Annotated in this window: 18 protein-coding genes and 1 riboswitch; of the genes, 14 read left to right on the top strand and 4 right to left on the bottom strand. The window is 38.3% G+C overall.

From position 1 onward, the window contains the following. Positions 1 to 18: 18 nt before the first annotated feature. A complete protein-coding gene (locus F606_RS22470) occupies positions 19 to 606 on the top strand; it encodes a hypothetical protein (protein WP_019555326.1) in 588 nt (195 codons plus the stop codon). A gap of 105 nt (positions 607 to 711) precedes the next feature. Here F606_RS22470 and F606_RS0118220 read toward each other — a convergent pair whose 3' ends face one another. Then, positions 712 to 1,884, bottom strand: coding sequence for a phosphoribosylaminoimidazolecarboxamide formyltransferase (locus tag F606_RS0118220; protein ID WP_019555325.1), 1,173 nt, complete (start codon positions 1,882 to 1,884; stop codon positions 712 to 714). Between the two features lie 57 nt (positions 1,885 to 1,941). Further along, positions 1,942 to 2,020: riboswitch (ZMP/ZTP riboswitch) on the bottom strand. A gap of 315 nt (positions 2,021 to 2,335) precedes the next feature. Between F606_RS0118220 and F606_RS0118215 the strand changes: the two genes are divergently transcribed. From F606_RS0118215 to pfkA, 7 genes are all read left to right on the top strand, one after another. Beyond that, a complete protein-coding gene (locus F606_RS0118215) occupies positions 2,336 to 3,307 on the top strand; it encodes a sugar-binding transcriptional regulator (protein WP_019555324.1) in 972 nt (323 codons plus the stop codon). Positions 3,308 to 3,379: 72 nt separating this feature from the next. Continuing rightward, positions 3,380 to 3,793: a transcriptional regulator GutM gene (locus tag F606_RS0118210; protein WP_019555323.1), complete on the top strand. Its 414-nt coding sequence runs from the start codon at positions 3,380 to 3,382 to the stop codon at positions 3,791 to 3,793. Positions 3,794 to 3,902: 109 nt separating this feature from the next. After that, a complete protein-coding gene (gene srlA / locus F606_RS0118205; protein ID WP_019555322.1) occupies positions 3,903 to 4,457 on the top strand; it encodes a PTS glucitol/sorbitol transporter subunit IIC in 555 nt (184 codons plus the stop codon). Positions 4,458 to 4,498: 41 nt separating this feature from the next. Then, the gene (srlE, locus tag F606_RS0118200) at positions 4,499 to 5,494 is read left to right on the top strand and encodes a PTS glucitol/sorbitol transporter subunit IIB (RefSeq protein WP_019555321.1); all 996 of its coding nucleotides are present in this window, start codon (positions 4,499 to 4,501) and stop codon (positions 5,492 to 5,494) included. A gap of 83 nt (positions 5,495 to 5,577) precedes the next feature. Further along, complete coding sequence (locus F606_RS0118195) at positions 5,578 to 5,946, top strand: PTS glucitol/sorbitol transporter subunit IIA (protein WP_019555320.1); 369 nt, start codon at positions 5,578 to 5,580, stop codon at positions 5,944 to 5,946. A gap of 127 nt (positions 5,947 to 6,073) precedes the next feature. Continuing rightward, positions 6,074 to 6,892, top strand: a complete 819-nt coding sequence (locus tag F606_RS0118190) for an SDR family oxidoreductase (protein WP_019555319.1) — start codon at positions 6,074 to 6,076, stop codon at positions 6,890 to 6,892. Between the two features lie 156 nt (positions 6,893 to 7,048). Then, on the top strand, positions 7,049 to 8,011 hold the full coding sequence (gene pfkA, locus F606_RS0118185) for a 6-phosphofructokinase (RefSeq protein ID WP_019555318.1): 963 nt from the start codon (positions 7,049 to 7,051) through the stop codon (positions 8,009 to 8,011). A gap of 251 nt (positions 8,012 to 8,262) precedes the next feature. Here pfkA and F606_RS0118180 read toward each other — a convergent pair whose 3' ends face one another. Both F606_RS0118180 and F606_RS0118175 read right to left on the bottom strand, forming a co-directional pair. Beyond that, positions 8,263 to 10,632 (bottom strand): homocysteine S-methyltransferase family protein, encoded by a 2,370-nt coding sequence (locus tag F606_RS0118180; protein ID WP_019555317.1) that lies wholly within the window; start codon positions 10,630 to 10,632, stop codon positions 8,263 to 8,265. Positions 10,633 to 10,682: 50 nt separating this feature from the next. Next, positions 10,683 to 11,351, bottom strand: coding sequence for a vitamin B12 dependent-methionine synthase activation domain-containing protein (locus F606_RS0118175; protein WP_019555316.1), 669 nt, complete (start codon positions 11,349 to 11,351; stop codon positions 10,683 to 10,685). Positions 11,352 to 11,819: 468 nt separating this feature from the next. Between F606_RS0118175 and F606_RS0118170 the strand changes: the two genes are divergently transcribed. The 6 genes from F606_RS0118170 (at position 11,820) to F606_RS0118145 (ending at position 16,354) form a co-directional block, all read left to right on the top strand. Then, positions 11,820 to 12,581: a ParA family protein gene (locus tag F606_RS0118170; RefSeq protein WP_019555315.1), complete on the top strand. Its 762-nt coding sequence runs from the start codon at positions 11,820 to 11,822 to the stop codon at positions 12,579 to 12,581. Next, complete coding sequence (locus F606_RS0118165; protein ID WP_019555314.1) at positions 12,574 to 13,500, top strand: ParB/RepB/Spo0J family partition protein; 927 nt, start codon at positions 12,574 to 12,576, stop codon at positions 13,498 to 13,500. Before F606_RS0118170 ends, F606_RS0118165 begins: the two co-directional genes overlap by 8 nt. A gap of 106 nt (positions 13,501 to 13,606) precedes the next feature. Next, positions 13,607 to 14,287 (top strand): DUF554 domain-containing protein, encoded by a 681-nt coding sequence (locus tag F606_RS0118160; RefSeq protein ID WP_019555313.1) that lies wholly within the window; start codon positions 13,607 to 13,609, stop codon positions 14,285 to 14,287. A 21-nt stretch (positions 14,288 to 14,308) separates the two neighbouring features. Further along, complete coding sequence (locus F606_RS0118155) at positions 14,309 to 14,815, top strand: DUF4446 family protein (protein WP_019555312.1); 507 nt, start codon at positions 14,309 to 14,311, stop codon at positions 14,813 to 14,815. A gap of 158 nt (positions 14,816 to 14,973) precedes the next feature. Continuing rightward, positions 14,974 to 15,876 (top strand): M23 family metallopeptidase, encoded by a 903-nt coding sequence (locus tag F606_RS0118150; RefSeq protein WP_019555311.1) that lies wholly within the window; start codon positions 14,974 to 14,976, stop codon positions 15,874 to 15,876. 70 nt (positions 15,877 to 15,946) lie between these two features. After that, positions 15,947 to 16,354: a bactofilin family protein gene (locus F606_RS0118145; protein ID WP_019555310.1), complete on the top strand. Its 408-nt coding sequence runs from the start codon at positions 15,947 to 15,949 to the stop codon at positions 16,352 to 16,354. A gap of 111 nt (positions 16,355 to 16,465) precedes the next feature. On the opposite strand, the gene F606_RS24040 is transcribed toward F606_RS0118145, so the two are convergent. Continuing rightward, positions 16,466 to 16,627: a transposase gene (locus tag F606_RS24040; protein ID WP_407635986.1), complete on the bottom strand. Its 162-nt coding sequence runs from the start codon at positions 16,625 to 16,627 to the stop codon at positions 16,466 to 16,468. Positions 16,628 to 16,632 lie beyond the last annotated feature (5 nt).

Here is a 16,632-nt window from a genome sequence, read left to right as displayed (position 1 = left end):
AATGTGGAGGGGATTTTTATGTTAAAACGTTATTTCTTATTTTTTGCCATATGGTTGTCTTTTGCAGCTGTTTGTCAAGCGGCACAACCACCGTTACCGGCTTCAAAGCCAGTTGATGCTTCCAGTAGTGGTTTATCGGCTGAAAAAGCGAGCTCGGATAAAAAAGATACGGTGGTGACAGATCGCTTTGTCCAGATTTTTGCGGATGAGACCTATACGTATTATTTAGATGTGAAGACGGCACAGCGAATTGCCTGTCCCTATCGTGATGATGAACAGCTAATTGATGTTTGGGTTAAGCTCGTTGAACCACAAGATACAGCTTATCATTATCCGCAAACTTATATTTTAGAACATTATTATCTTCGTCCAGCAAAAAAACAGATTCAGTTATTATGCGAAGCCGAAATTGCTGGACGCCCCACAAACGATCTCGTCCAAAAACCATATCTTGATGCAAATTGGGAAAATATTGTACCTGGAAGTGTAGAAGATTCCTTGTATCAAGTTGTGATTGAAAAAATGAAAGTTTTATCTCCAGAGAAAAAAATCAAGAAGTCTGGTGGCAGTAATTTTTTTGATAACGTGCTGCGAATTGCCATGTAATACTGTAGTGTGAATTTTAACGGTTTTTTAGACGTAAAAGAGGCACAAATTGATGAAGTTCAACTTCACCAATTTGTGCCTCTTTTTGTAATTCTCTAGTTTTCATTAGTGATGAAATAAGCGGATTCCGGTAAATGCCATAGTCATATTATATTTATCGCAGGTTTCAATTACATTATCATCGCGAATTGAGCCGCCGCTTTGTGCTACAAAATCAACGCCGCTTTTGTGAGCCCGTTCAATATTATCGCCAAAAGGGAAAAAGGCATCGGACCCGAGTGCTACACCCGTCAGTGTTTTCAGCCAAGCCGATTTTTCTTCTTTTGTAAAAACGGCGGGCTTTTCGGTAAAGACTGTTTCCCAAACACCATCTTGCAACAAGTCCATATAATCATCTGAAATATAGGTATCAATCGCATTATCGCGGTCTGGACGACGTATATTTGTTTTGAAAGGCAGTTGAATTACTTTTTGATTTTGTCTTAAATACCATACATCGGCTTTACTGCCGGCGAGTCTTGTACAATGGACGCGTGACTGCTGACCAGCTCCAATTCCAATCGCCTGACCATCTTTGGTATAACATACAGAATTAGATTGTGTATATTTAAGTGTGATGAGCGCAATTAAAAGATCACGTTTTGCATTGTCTGATAAGTTTTTCTTTTTCGTCGGAATTGTCTCAAGACAAGTGGCATCTATTTTTAAAGTATTGCGTTTTTGTTCGAAAGTAATACCAAAAACTTCTTTTTTTTCAATCACTGGTGCTTCATAACTTGGATCAACTTTAATGACTAGATAGTTGCCTTTGCGTTTTGTTTTGAGTATTTCGAGTGCCGCCGCAGAATAAGATGGTGCGATAATCCCATCCGATACTTCACGGGCAAGAAAAGATGCTGTTTGAGCATCACATTCTGTCGATAAAGCGACAAAATCACCATAAGAGGACATTCTGTCGGCACCGCGCGCCCGAACGTAGGCTGTTGCAATGGGGGACAATTCGATGCCATCAACAAAGTAGACTTTTTTTAAAATATCGGATAGTGGTGTCGCTACAGCAGCTCCAGCTGGGCTAACGTGTTTAAAGGATGCTGCTGCCGGCAGACCGGTCGCTTGACTCAATTCCTGGACGAGCTGCCAACTGTTGAATGCATCTAAGAGATTGATATAACCAGGGTTGCCATTTAATACAGTAATGGGAAGATTACCGGATTCAACAAAGATTTTTGCTGGCTTTTGATTTGGATTACAGCCATATTTTAGTTTAATTTCATTCATATAGAGAATCTCCTTTACTTAAAAAAAGATATAAAAAAGAGCCCACTTGTCTTGGGTCTTTTTTGCCCAGACGGTCGGCTCTTTTTTGCTATACTTCATGTGGTCATTTCCACTTCCGTCAGTCGTATAACAACTTCTAGTATGAATGTATCATTGGGGCTCTTTTTTGTCAAGCTGAGCCGCTTTTTTATTTTTTATAGTTGCAGATTGGCGGGGGTGGCTTTTATGGATAAAACAAGATTAAATAATAAATAAAAAAACAAATAGTAGCTTTAATGTATATTATTCAGGGAAAAACAATATAAAAAGAGTCTAAATGATAAAATATTTACGATTTGCACTTGATTTTTTTCCTTGTATAGTTTATTATAAGCACAAGGATAACAAATGTTATGTATAGGAACATATGTGACAATGCATTACATTATAAATATAAATAGGTGGTGTATTGATGATACCGGTAGAACGACGTTTATTAATAAAAGTGGCGAACATGTATTATATAGAGAATATGAAACAGAGTGATATCGCTGCTAAGCTGGGGATGAATCGTACAACTGTAAGTAAATATTTAAAAAGAGCCATGGACGCGGGACTTGTTAAAATATCAATTGTTGATGATTCTTATGCATATTTAGAAGCAGCTTTGGAACGAAAATTTAATCTTAAGGAAGTTTATATTGTTTCATCCAATTCTGATTCGGATGAAGTAAAAAATAATATGGGAAAAGCCGGACTGGCTTTTTTAAAACGAATTATTGCGGTTAATAAAATAATTGGTTTTGCCTGGGGGAGTTCAATCGGTGCATTGGCTAGACAGTCTGCTTTAGAACATTGCAGCCCGGTATCAGTTGATTTTGTTCCGCTGGTAGGTGGCCCAGAAAATATTGATAGTGAATTTCATGTTAATACGATTTGTTATAAGGTAGCGCAGGCATTTTCTTCAAACAGCCATTATTTATATGCGCCGGCTATTACGAAAACAGCGGAGATTCGCGAGGCGATTATTCAAGATGTAAATTATGCGAATATAGTTGAATATTGGGACAACATGGATATTGCTTTTGTCGGTATTGGAGCTCCAGTTAAATCTTCGAATCTTGTTTGGGCTGGAGATTTTGCTACTGGTGCTTTTGCTAAGGAAAGTATTGATGGTTTGGCTCAATCTGGCGTAGTCGGCGAAATTTGTTCTATTTTTTATGATAGCAATGGTTTAGTTGTAAAAACTGACTTTACCGATAAAATAATTGCAATTGGCCTGGAAAAACTTAGAACATTGGAATATTCAATCGGGATTGCTGCTTCAAAGGAAAAAGTTCCGGCTATTTATGGGGCACTTAAAGGGAAAATTATTAATGTATTAATTTCTGATGAAGATACAGCAAAATTGTTATTGGAATATGAAGGAGGTGCACTGATTTAATTTAGCAAATATATGGATTACAAATTCAAAGGGTTGGATTTTGTTTGAAGAGTATTAAAGGAGGAACATATAATGTTGTGGTTGATTTTATTGGGGGCTTTGATGTGGATTTTGCAATGTGTATTAGGTCTTTTGCAGTTTCGCCGCTTCAATCGCCATCTGAAGCACCTTAGATCCTTTGGCAGAGTTGCAATTGGCCGATCTAAAGGCAGAGTGGTCGCAGGTGCAGTGGTATTGTTGTGTATTGATGAAAACTGCAATATCATCAAAGGTGAAAAAATTGAAGGACTAACAATCTTTGCTGGTGTGAAGTCATTTGACTGCTTGAATGGAATCAACTTATTAGACCTAAATGAGATGGTTTGTGCAGGGCTGCCTAAACAGACTAAAAAAGCTGTATTACAGGCTGTCGAAGATTATAAATCATTTAGCCAGTTGGAATTGGAAAAAAAAATGATGACTACAGCCAATGAATTAGCTGACTGAGCAGGTCTTTGTGTTTCATTCGATATTCGTTTATACCAAAATATTTTCAAACCTTTGATTGTGATAAATGATTAATATGCCAAAAGTCAAAAAGAAAGAAGGGTTATTTATGGATTCATTAGTTTTCTTAGCACAAGGTTTTATCGGTATGTTTAATGCAGGAGGTAAAACATTTGTTTCTCTGGTTACCGGTATTGTTCCTACTTTAATCTGTTTACTCGTAGCAATGAATGCTATTATTCGTTTTGTTGGCGAAGATAAAATTGAAAAACTTGCGCATCTTTGTGCAGGTAACGTAATTGCAAGGTATATGATTCTTCCTGTTATTGGGACATTTTTCTTTTGTAATCCAATGACATTATCACTGGGCAAGTTTATGCCAGAAAAATTCAAACCAAGTTATTATGCGGCAAGTTCATTTTCTTGTCATACCTTAAATGGGTTATTTCCTCATGTAAATCCTGGTGAACTTTTTGTTTTCTTAGGAATTGCAAATGGCATTACTCAGCTTGGTTTTCCTACCGTTGACCTGGCATTACGTTATTTCTTAGTTGGGATTGTAACGAATTTCTTAAGAGGCTGGATTACGGATTTTACGACATCTTATGTTGAAAAACAGCAGGGTGTTAAATTAAGTACGGAAGTTGTCGCAATCAAGTCCTAAATACTGAACATGAGAATGATAACGTAAAGGAGATTACTAAAATGGCAGATTATAAAGAAATTGTTGTATCCGCAGGTAAGGGGGGCTTTGGCGGTCCGCTTGTGCTCACGCCAACGGATAAGAAAAATAAAGTGGTAAATATAACCGGTGGTGTAATTTCACCAATTTCACAGAAAATTGTAGAGATGACGGGTTGCGAACTTATTGATGGCTTTAAAACCAAGGTGCCGGACGATGAAACGTTATGTGTGGTAATTGATTGCGGAGGTACGCTTCGGTGTGGTATTTATCCGCAAAAACGGATACCAACAATCAACCTGAATCCAACAGGACCTAGTGGCCCGCTGGCACAGCATATTAAAGCAGATATTTATGTATCCAATGTAACAGAAGCCAATATTACATTCAGTGACGGATCAGTGGCAGCCGCCGTTTCGACTTCAGCTGTACCTGGAGGCACCAGCAAACGCTCTTATGATACAAGCAAAAAAATATCGGAACAACAGGTTGGGACGATGGCGAAAATTGGTAAGATGATGGGTTCGATTACCGCTACATTGTACCAAGCCGGGCGTGATACAATTAATACGATTATTAAGACCATATTACCGTTTATGGCATTTGTATCGATGCTTATCGGTGTCGTTTTAAGTACAGGAATTGGTGATGTTATCGCGAATTTCTTAACACCACTCGCAGGATCCTTTGGTGGTCTGCTGATTTTATCACTTATATGTTCATTTCCATTTCTTTCCCCATTTTTAGGACCGGGGGCTGTTATAGCACAGGTTATCGGGGTCTTAGTTGGTGTGGAAATTGGTAAAGGCAGTATTCCGCCGCATCTTGCATTGCCAGCACTATTTGCTATTAATGCACAAGCTGCCTGTGACTTTATTCCCGTGGGGTTAGGTCTGGCAGAAGCGGAAGCTGAAACGGTTGAAGTTGGGGTACCATCTGTACTTTATTCCCGCTTTATTACAGGACCGCTTACAGTAGCAATTGCTTGGTTGGCTAGTTTTGGCTTATATGAAAGTTAAATAAAATAACAACTTTTATTGGCAGGATAAAGTTAAGAGATTTTATTCTGCCGAAAAAGTTGAATTTTTCGGGGGTATTACGAATGCAGATAATTTATAAGACAAAAGTAGTGAAGCTGGGGTCTTTAGTAGAATCTTTCAAAAGTGAAAAAATGATGATTTTATTTAATGAAAATGCTCCAGAAGAGTTAGTTGATTATTGTGTACTTCATGATGGAAATCAATTACAAGGTCTTGTTAAAATAGGAGATATTTTTCAAATAAATCAACGCAAATATAAAATCGTTTTTGTCGGAAATCAAGTGCAGAAAAATTTACAAGATCTGGGACATATTACATTGCGTTTTAATAATAATCAGGAAGGCGAATCCTTAGAAGGTAGTTTGTATCTTGAGGATTTGCCAATTGGGGCAATAACCTTAGGGGATGAACTTACGATTATACGTGTTTGATCTAATAAAGAATATAATAAAGGCTGCAGCGTACGCGACGGCCTTTTCTATAAAAATAAAATGTGAAGAAATGCACATACTTTAGGCTGGATGGATATTTGGTCAAATTAGAATAGGGGAGATAAAAATGGAATCTTGGTTGGAAATAGAAAGAAAAACAGCAATTGTGACTGGTGGGGCGTCAGGCATTGGTAAGGCAGTTGCACAAATGTTTTTAGATAATGGAACGAATGTTGTAGTTTGTGATATGAATCCGAGTCAGCCAGAGTTTGATATGCATTCAGCGAGTGGTGAAATGTTGTATGTTGTCACCGATGTTACGAAAGCGGCAAGTATTTCTTTGATGCTTGATCTGGCCAAAAAGAAATTTGGCAAAATTGATATTCTTGTTAATAATGCTGGTATTAATATCCCTCGCTTGTTAATTGATGCCAAAGAGCCGGCTAGTCAATATGAGCTAACTGAAGCCGTTTTTGATAAAGTTGTAGCAGTTAATTTGAAAGGTGTATATCTATGTGCACAGGCTGTTGGTAAAGAATTTATTAAAAATGGTGAAGGCGTCATCATTAATATGTCCTCGGAAAGTGGTCTGGAAGGTTCTGAGGGACAAAGTATTTATGCTGCTACTAAAAATGCAGTCAATTCTTTTACTCGCTCTTGGGCAAAGGAATTAGGTAAGCATAATATCCGTGTGATTGGTGTGGCACCAGGTATTCTTGAAGCAACGGGATTACGAACGATTCAATATGAAGAAGCTTTAGCGTATACAAGAGATATTTCAGTTGAACAACTTCGTTCTGGCTATAATAGTACAGTAACTACACCACTTGGACGTCCGGGAAAATTGGATGAAGTAGCGAATCTTGTTTTGTTTTTAAGCAGCAAGCGCGCGGGCTATGTTCACGGTGTTACATATAATGTTGCAGGTGGCAAAACGCGAGGCTAATGTAAAGTATTTTGTTCTAAAGCAGTCAGGTTAGAAAATGTTTTTATTTTTTCTAGCCTGACTGCTTTCATTTTTTCTCTATAGCTACATGGTTATAGATTTTACAGGAATTTTTCGTTGAGAAGCGAATACTATAGAGCAGGAGGTGATCATTTTATGTTAAAAAGTATTGCGGTGATAACAAGCGGCGGAGATAGTCCTGGTATGAATGCAGCGGCTCGAGCCGTTGTTCGAACCGCGTTATATGAAGGGGTTAAGGTATGGGGTATCAATGATGGCTACAAAGGTTTATTAGAAGAAAATATGTTTGAAATGAAATCGCAATCGGTAAGTGATATTATTCAGCGTGGGGGAACCTTTTTGGGAACGGCGCGTTGTCCAGAATTTGAAACACCAGAAGGTCGTAAAAAAGCATATGATATTTTGGTCAAAAAAGGTATTCAGGGTTTACTTATTATCGGTGGTGACGGTAGTTTGCGTGGTGCCCAAAAATTAAGTGCGGAACAAGGAATCCCGATTGTTGGCTTACCGGGGACGATTGATAATGATGTTTGGGGTACGGATTATACGATTGGTTCCGATACCGCAGCGAATACGATTGTTGAAGCAATTAATAAACTGCGGGACACGGCATCAGCGCATAGCCGCATTATTGTTATTGAGGTTATGGGCCGTAAATCGGGTTGGCTAGCGATGGTTGCGGGTATCTCTGGTGGTGCAGAATATATTCTTGTACCAGAAGAAAAATATGATTTGGATGCTATTTGTGATAATTTGAAGACTAGATATGCTCGTGGCAAACGTTCTAGTATTATTGTTGTAGCGGAGGGCGTTGGCAGTGGCACCGCGATTGGTAAAATTATAGGCGATAAAACAGGGATTGATACACGTATATCAGTTTTGGGCCATATTCAGCGTGGAGGATCGCCTTCCGTTGAGGATCGTTTGAAAGCAAGTCGCCTTGGTGAAAAAGCGGCATTAGCGTTGATTTCTGGTTTATCAAATATCGTTTTTGGTTTTCAAAAAGGTAAAATTGTCAGTATTGATTTGCATGATGCTGTAACAAATATAAAAAGTTTAGATCCGGACTATTTGAGGTTAGCTAAAATATTGAGTTAAATGAGACAAGCAAATGTTTCACGTGCAACACTTATTTTGTCCGTGGTCGGAATTCTTCTTATTTCATATGGCAATGTCATGAAAGAGGTATAGGGTTGAGTAGCGTTATGTAGGAAGCAAACGATGCCCTCCTTTTTCTGATAGACTAAGAGGATGGATATCATTGATTTAATACATTCGATATATATAAACAAAAGCAGCAAACAAATTTGTTTGCTGCTTTTTGTTTATATAATGTTGCACGTGAAACATTATTTTAAAAGATTTTTTGCTAAATTTACGGCTACGACACCATCCTGGGCATAACAGTCCGCACCGGCTTGATCGGCATATTCTTGTGTAAGGACAGCACCACCAACCATTATTTTTGCGTTACTGCCAGCTTTTTTGAGTGCATGGATTACGGTATCAATTTGCGTCATCGTTGTTGTCATTAACGCACATAAGCCAACAATATCCGCATCGTATTCAAGAGCTTTACGGACAATAGTATCCGCATCAACATCTTTTCCTAAATCAATCAAATGAAAACCATTGTTTTCTAATAATGCCGCTACAATATTTTTCCCTAAATCGTGAATATCTCCTTTTACTGTAGCAATGACCACGGTACCATTGCTTTGTAAATTTTGCGCAGGTAAGATTTCTTTTATTTTTAAAAAAGCAGCACGCATTGCCTCAGCAGAAAGTAAAACTTGAGGCAGAAATAATTTTCCATTCCCAAACCCAATCCCGATGTCATTCATGGCGGCAGTTAATGCTTTTTCCGTGATTTCTGTTGGTAGATATTTCTCAGCCAAAGCTCTTTCAACTAGCGAGGCTACGGCTTCTTTTTCACCATTCATAACGGCAACTTTTATTGCTGTCAGAATGTCGACATCTATTTCTGGTGCAGTGGCTGCTCCTTTTGGCACAGCTTGATTGGACGCGATTAAACTGTAAGCACGCCCGTTTTGATCGTGTCCAATCAAGGCAGCACTGGCGAGCAGTGTATCTTGCATTGGTTTATCATAAGGATTCATAATCGGGGCATCCAGCCCAGCGGCTAAGCACATTGCAAAAAAAGTGGAATTGATGAGTGGTCGATTGGGTAAACCATAAGAAATATTGCTAAGTCCCATTGTGCTGGGATAGCCAAACTTTTCTCGATACAAACGTAATGTGCTTAATGTTTCTTGGCAAGCATTAGGCTCTGCGGCAACTGTCATAACAAGACCATCTAGTAAAAAGTCACCTGCCTTGAGGCCAAATTCGAATGCTTCATTAAGAATCGTTTCCATAACTTGAAGGCGTTCGTCAGCTGTTTTTGGTACACCATTTGCTGAAATTGGCAGACACAATATAGCTGCTCCATATTTTTTTGCTAACGGTAGAAAGGTTTCTAGACGTTCTGGTTCTGCACTGACTGAATTTATGAGTGCTCGACCAGGATATGCTTTGAGCCCTGCTTCGAGTGCTGTAGCATCGCTCGTGTCAATGGCTAATGGTACATCAACAAGCTGGGCAATTTCAGTAATGGCTTTTTTCATTGCGGCTGTTTGATCAATTCCACCTACACCCATATTGATGTCTAGAATATGAGCACCAGCTTGGATTTGTTCTAATGCTTCTTTTTTTGCCGATAAAAACGATCCGGATTTTATTTCTGCGGCAAGTTTTTTGCGTCCCGTTGGATTGATGCGTTCACCAATTAAAACCGTTGGCAAATCTTTATCAATAAAAACTGTTTTGCTGCGACTCGTAAGCGCAAGTCGTGGCAGGGCCTGCTTCCTTGTTGATGCCTTTAGACCGGCAATGGCTTTTTTTATAGCAGCAATATGTTGAGGGGTTGTCCCACAGCAGCCGCCAATAAAACTGGCCCCGGCTTCAATTAGCTGTGGTGCCCATTGTGCCATTTCTGTAGAATCCATGGGGAAGATAGTTTTCCCATTAACCAAATGAGGCATTCCCGCATTTGGTTGTACACTAATGGGTTTTGTGGTATTTTGTGCTAGCATCCGAATGATAGGTAATAATTGTTCAGGACCTAAAGAGCAGTTTGCACCGATTATATCAGCCCCCATTGCTTCAAGCGTAATGGCGGCTGTTTGAGGATCGGTTCCAGTAACGGTACGCCCATCATTACTATATGACATTTGACAGATTACTGGTAGATTGGTAGCTGTTTTTGCTGCAAGAAGTGCGGCACGCATTTCTTGAATATCAATACTGGTTTCAATGAGTATGTAATCAACTCCTGCTTCGGCTAAATAACGGGCTTGTTCAAAAAAGACACTATAGGCTTCATCAAAACTAAGTTCACCTAAGGGTTCAATAAATTTTCCGGTTGGTCCCATTGATCCGGCTACCTTTATCTTTTTGCCTGCGGCATCCTTTGCAATTTTTGTAGCTGCTATATTAATTTCTCTCGTGCGATCTGCTAAGCCGTAATGCTCTAATTTAATTCGATTTCCTCCAAATGTATTGGTTTCAATGATATCAGCACCACTGGAAATATAATCCAGATGAATTTTTTTTATTAGATCAGGTTGAACGATATTTAATAGTTCGGGGCAGTCACCTGGTTTTAAATTAGCGGATTGTAACATAGTACCCATAGCACCATCAAAAACATATATCATAAAAAGCTCCTTTTATTTATTGATTTTTAAAGTGAAAATAAAATGAAATATTAACTACTGCGGCGAGCCAGACAATCTTGCTTGCTGCAAGCGGAACAAGATTGCTTTATCTCATTTTTTGTGTTGGCATTTGGCACTAAACCGATGATAGCAGTAATGGACTTTCGGGGGATTAGCATCATGGATTCTGTAAGAGTTATGCCAATTTCTTTGGCGTCGGATAAATGCAGCATTTCAGGCTGAACGCAAATATTCCAGTCTCCGTAGCCAGGGCTAAATCGCCAAATCATTTGATAGCCTTGTGCTGTTGTATATTGTTTAATGGTTTTTTCAACATCATCCGCAGCTTGCTCTACTGCCGTTGTTGCCGCAGCATCTAGTAATAAGGAATATGAATATTCACCTTGTTTAAAATAATCCGTGATCTGTTTTTCAATAGTCTCACCAATTGTGACAGCTAATACGATTACTTTTGCAGCTGTTGCTAGATGTTTACGAATTTTCTCACCACGGATTAAAAATTCTGGAGATGATTCTACTTTGTAACTACAAGCATTGTAATTATATATTTGCCAGATTCCTTTAGGTTCTGCCAGAAGCTGTGCTTCTAAACAGGCCTTTTGAATAATGGCCTCATTGAAATCAACTTTGCCTAAACCAGCGTATCGTTTTGTTTCAACAGGATCAATTTGTTTTAATACAGAATTATAAATAGGCAAGTCAATTCCTCCTTTATTAAAATGTTTCACGTGCAACATTTTAAGCTATATAAGTTGCATTGAACATTTTATATGGCAATCGTCAGGAATTGAGGATAGGGTGCTGTGGTGTTACATGAGGAAGCAAACGATGCCTATATTCAATTTCTGGCAGCCTAATAGTTTAGATGCTATTTCTTTAATGCAAAATATATAGTAACGTAATTTATGTAATATTGTAAGCTTAAGTAGTATTATTTTAACATAAAATGGTCTGAATCGGTGAGTATTTTTCTTGCTGGATTTATACTTTTTATTGCATCAAAACTTATAGGAAAAATATATAACAAAATAAAATTTACACCAATTGTAGTTTTTCATCTTATCATAGCAGGATAAAGTATAAAAGTTGTGGAATTCAATAAATTTAAGAGCTTCTATTTGTAAACGGGATATTCGTATAGATACTGAAGAAAGAAGGTGACAGTTGTGGCAAAAACAATTGCAATCGCCAATCAAAAAGGTGGCGTAGGCAAAACAACAACATCCGTTAACTTAAGTGCTTGTCTGGCAGCTGAGAAAAAGAAAGTTTTACTAGTGGATGTGGATCCGCAAGGCAATGCAACGAGCGGCTATGGGGTAGATAAATCCAAAATTGAACAATCCATTTATAATGTTTTAGTAGATGGGTTACCAATTAAAGAGGCGATTCAAAAAACAAATTTTGAAAATTTACATATATTGCCAGCTACGATTGAGCTGGCAGGTGCGGAAGTCGAGCTCGTATCCGCTATTTCGCGCGAAACAAAATTAAAACGGGCGATTGATCAGATTAAAGAAAATTATGATTACGTGATTATTGACTGTCCGCCATCATTAGGGCTGCTTACATTGAATTCCTTAACCGCGGCGGATTCAGTTTTAATGCCAATCCAATGTGAGTTTTATGCATTGGAAGGAGTCTCTCAACTGATGAATACCGTTAAGCTGGTTCAGCAAAATTTGAATTCGGATTTAACGTTAGAGGGCGTACTTTTGACAATGTACGATTCCCGGACAAAATTGTCGATGCAAGTTGCGGAAGAGGTAAAAAATCATTTTCAAGAGCATGTATATCAAACGGTTATTCCAAGAAATGTACGTCTCAGTGAAGCACCTTCTTATGGACAACCGATTATTGAATATGATCCAAAATCAAAAGGGGCAGAAGTGTACCGGGCCTTAGCGAAAGAAGTGATTGCAAATGAGTAAAATAACACATAGTGGATTGGGCAAGGGGCTTGGTGCATTAATACAGGATACGGCGGGATTAGATGCCGATACCAAAGATAAGGTCAAAGCTTTACGTGTGGAGGATATCGTTCCAAATCAATTTCAGCCAAGGACAGAATTTAATGATGAATCATTAGATGAATTGATGCATTCTGTTCTTCAATATGGGGTTCTACAGCCGGTTCTTGTCCGTAAAAAAGGAACAGGGTATGAATTGATTGCTGGCGAAAGACGGTTGCGTGCTTCGAAGCTGGCGGGGTGTAAGACGATTCCGGCGATTGTTCGAGAATATAGTGATGCCGAAATGACAGAAATTGCTTTAATTGAGAATCTACAGCGTGAAGATCTAAATTCGATTGAAGAAGCAAGGGCGTATGAACGCTTGTTGATAGAGTTTGGTTTTACGCAGGAATTGCTTGCACAAAAAGTAGGTCGAAGCCGTTCGCATATTGCCAATTTCCTGCGCCTTTTAAATTTATCCGTGCCGGTTCAGTCGTATATTGCCAATGGATCTTTGACAATGGGACAGGCGAAACCTTTACTCGGCTTAGCGGAGGCAGATTTACAGATAGAAGCTGCTGATTTTATTATTGCGGAAAACTTATCAGCTCGAGCTGTGGAAGATCTCGTGAAAAAACTAATAAAAGTGCCTACCTATTTGAAGGATTGTGAAGAACGTGAGGAGACTATACCAAAACCAAAAGAAATTTTTGTAGTTGAAGCGGAAGATCATTTGCAAGTCATTTTAGGAACAAAAGTGAAAATTCGCTCAGGAAAAATAAAAAGTAAGATTGAAATTGAATTTTATTCAGAGGAAGATTTGGAACGTATTTTAGAAACACTAACGAAACCGACAGCGATTCAAAGTAGTTTGAAGCAAGGTCAATTTATTGTTTAAATTAGTCGCTCCGGATTGAAAATTTTTTGCTTTTTCTTAGGTAATGTAGATGATTTGTGATAAAATAACTTGGTGGAAAAGCATATAGAAGGAATAAGGAGAGTGCATGAAGGGCGTATTTGTAAATTTTTTAGCAATCATTGCCGGAGCCTTTTTAGGGTTATTAATGAAGCAAGGTATCCCCAGCCGTTATAAAAAAACGATTATGCAGGCGCTTGGGTTAGCCGTTTTTTTGATTGGCATTAAAATGGCATTGGTGAGTGAAAATATCATTATTGTTATTTTGAGTTTGGCTTTGGGCGCTTTGGTAGGAGAATTTATCAATATAGATAGCATTCTCAATCGATTTGGTGCCAAAGTAACTGAAAAGTTTGGCAGGCAGTATGGAGATGTTGGCAAAGGTTTGATTACGGCATCTTTGGTTTTTTGTATTGGGGCTATGGCTATTGTTGGCAGTATTCAGGCTGGTCTTACGGGCGATGCTTCGATTATTTATGCAAAAGCTTTGATTGATGGGATTGCAGCCGTGATTTTTGCAGCTACAATGGGAATTGGTGTGGCTTTTTCGGCTTTTCCAGTTTTGCTTTATCAGGGTGCTATCACAATCGGAGCTGGATTTTTTGGTGATGTGGTATCCACGGCGATGATCCATGAACTCAGTGGTGTTGGCGGAATTTTGATTGTGGCAATTAGTTTGTCGATGCTCGAAATTGTAAATATTAAAACAGCGAATTTATTACCAGCGATTCCCTTAGCAGTTTTTTTTGTTTGGCTGGGTTGGTTATAAATGAAATAAGGAGACTTGGAAATGGCGATAGACAATGTAGTTTTTATGAACTTTATGATGGGGAATATGTTTTACATCATTGGGGGATTAGGAATCTTAGTGTTAATAATGTATATTGTTATTATTAATATTTATTTAAATGTATCACATATGCAAAAACGTTATAAAAAAATGATGAACGGGACGGATGGAGCCAATATAGAACATATACTGATGGGGCATATTGATGAAGTCAGAGAAGCCGTGCAAAAATCAAATCAAATTGAGCAAGAGAATAAACGACTTGATGTTATGGTCAAAAAATCATTGCATAAAGTAGGGGTTGTACGTTTTAGTGCTTTTGATGGAATTGGTAGTGATTTGAGTTATGCTGTAGCTCTGCTTGATGATAATAATAATGGTATTATTTTATCAAGTTTATTTGGACGGGAAGAGTCAAGAACCTATGCGAAACCAATTGTAAATGGATCCTCATCTTATACATTGACCGATGAAGAATTACAAGCACTGGCAAAAGCACGAGAATAGGCCTCGATAAGAATTGTCCCTCGCATATTAAATTTACGTCAAATTATCTTTAAAAGATGAAAACCTTGTGCTATAATATTATAGTGCAAGGTTTTTTTTATGAAAATCAAAGAGAGATATAGATAAATTTAAATAATTTATAGTTTGGAGGATTTTGTTTGGATAAGCAAGTTCAAAAGCCGGATCATCGGGAATATACCATCAAAATTATTCCGCATCAGGGTGAAACAGTACGTAGCATTCGCTTGCCGATTCGTATGATTAAATATGGTATTGTGTCGATTATGGTCGGGATTGTTTTATTTATAGGAGCATTTGGGTATTCTACATATAGCTTGCATTTAGCTGGCAGTGAGCAGGCGGAGATTACGGAACTTCGCCAGGTAAATAGTATTCAGCAGTCCCAGATTTTACAATTAGCTAAAAAAGCGAGTACATTGCAGGATGATATTGATAAACTCAATCAGATGGAAGCGGAAATTCGGCGAATTTCTTCTATTAATGATGGAACGGATTCAAATCCAGGGGCTGGCGGCACACATGATGGTCAGGGTGGACCTTTGATTCAGCCTAATATTCAAAATCTAAGTGACACATTAGATGCCATTGAAAAAAATATTGCGGTTCGGAAGCAAAGCCTGGAAGACCTTAAAGAAAAAATTTCGGTGCAGCAAGAGGTTATAGCGGTTACGCCTTCAATTTGGCCGGCTACGGGAGATGTAAGTTCTCCTTACGGACTTAGATGGGGTGGAACAGATTTTCATCCTGGCATTGATATTGCAAATGATGCAGGTACGCCTATTGTAGCAACTGCAGATGGCATTGTTACAGCTGCTGGATGGAACTCTGGTGGTTACGGAAATATGGTGGATATTGATCATGGCAATGGACTGATGACTCGTTATGGACATGCACAGCGAGTCGTAGTGACTACTGGACAACAAGTAAAGCGAGGTCAGGTTATTGCCTATATGGGCAGTACTGGGTTTAGTACCGGGCCCCATGTACATTATGAAGTACGAGTGAATGGTAAACCAGTAAATCCGTCAAGTTATTTATAGAAATTATTTTTAAATGAAAGTTATGATAGTTTGAACTGTATTTTGTTTAAGCGGACGAGGATGTGGTGAAATGTTTGGCAATACAAAAAAATCAACAGGCATGACTGTAAATAGTGAAATTGAAACAATAATTGGTAAAAATACGCAGCTTAAAGGTGAAATCAAAGGCAGCGGTAATATTCGTCTTGATGGCAATCTGGAAGGAGATATTGTAATTTCCGGTGATGTTATTATTGGTGAGCTGGGCAAAGTTAGTGGTAATGTGAAAGCAGACAATATGCTTATTTCTGGTATTGTTACGGGGAACGTGAATATTTCTAATAAACTTGAAATTTTTAAATCAGGTCAATTGATTGGTGATGTGAAAGCTGCAATACTAAGCATTGATGAAGGTGCAAAATTTAAAGGACATAGCGATATGGAAGCAAAGCGCAAAGATGCAGAGGTCGTTAATCTGGCACAATCTAAAAAAGCGTAATACATATTTTTTTGTTTAAGAAATGAGTAATAAACGGTTCTTTGTCAAGTGTTGGGGTAAAAACATAAAGTGAATTTTTAGCGAGGGATTTCTCCTCGCTATTTTCTATTTTTATGCAGCCATATAAAGTATCCGATTTCTCATTCGTTTAAATTTTTGTATGCCATAACAAGTCAGTTTGAGTACCTTTGTTCGATTGTTACATCCTTCTATATATCCGTTGCTATAACCCGTTGAAATTGCTGCAATAATTTCATTTTTCCATTCGATCACTGTCT

Origin of the sequence: Propionispira raffinosivorans DSM 20765 (genome assembly GCF_000381065.1) — a bacterium.
Classification (GTDB): Bacteria; Bacillota; Negativicutes; order Selenomonadales; family Selenomonadaceae; genus Propionispira; species Propionispira raffinosivorans.
Note: the sequence above shows the minus strand (reverse complement) of the source record. Positions and strands in the feature narration are given on the sequence as shown.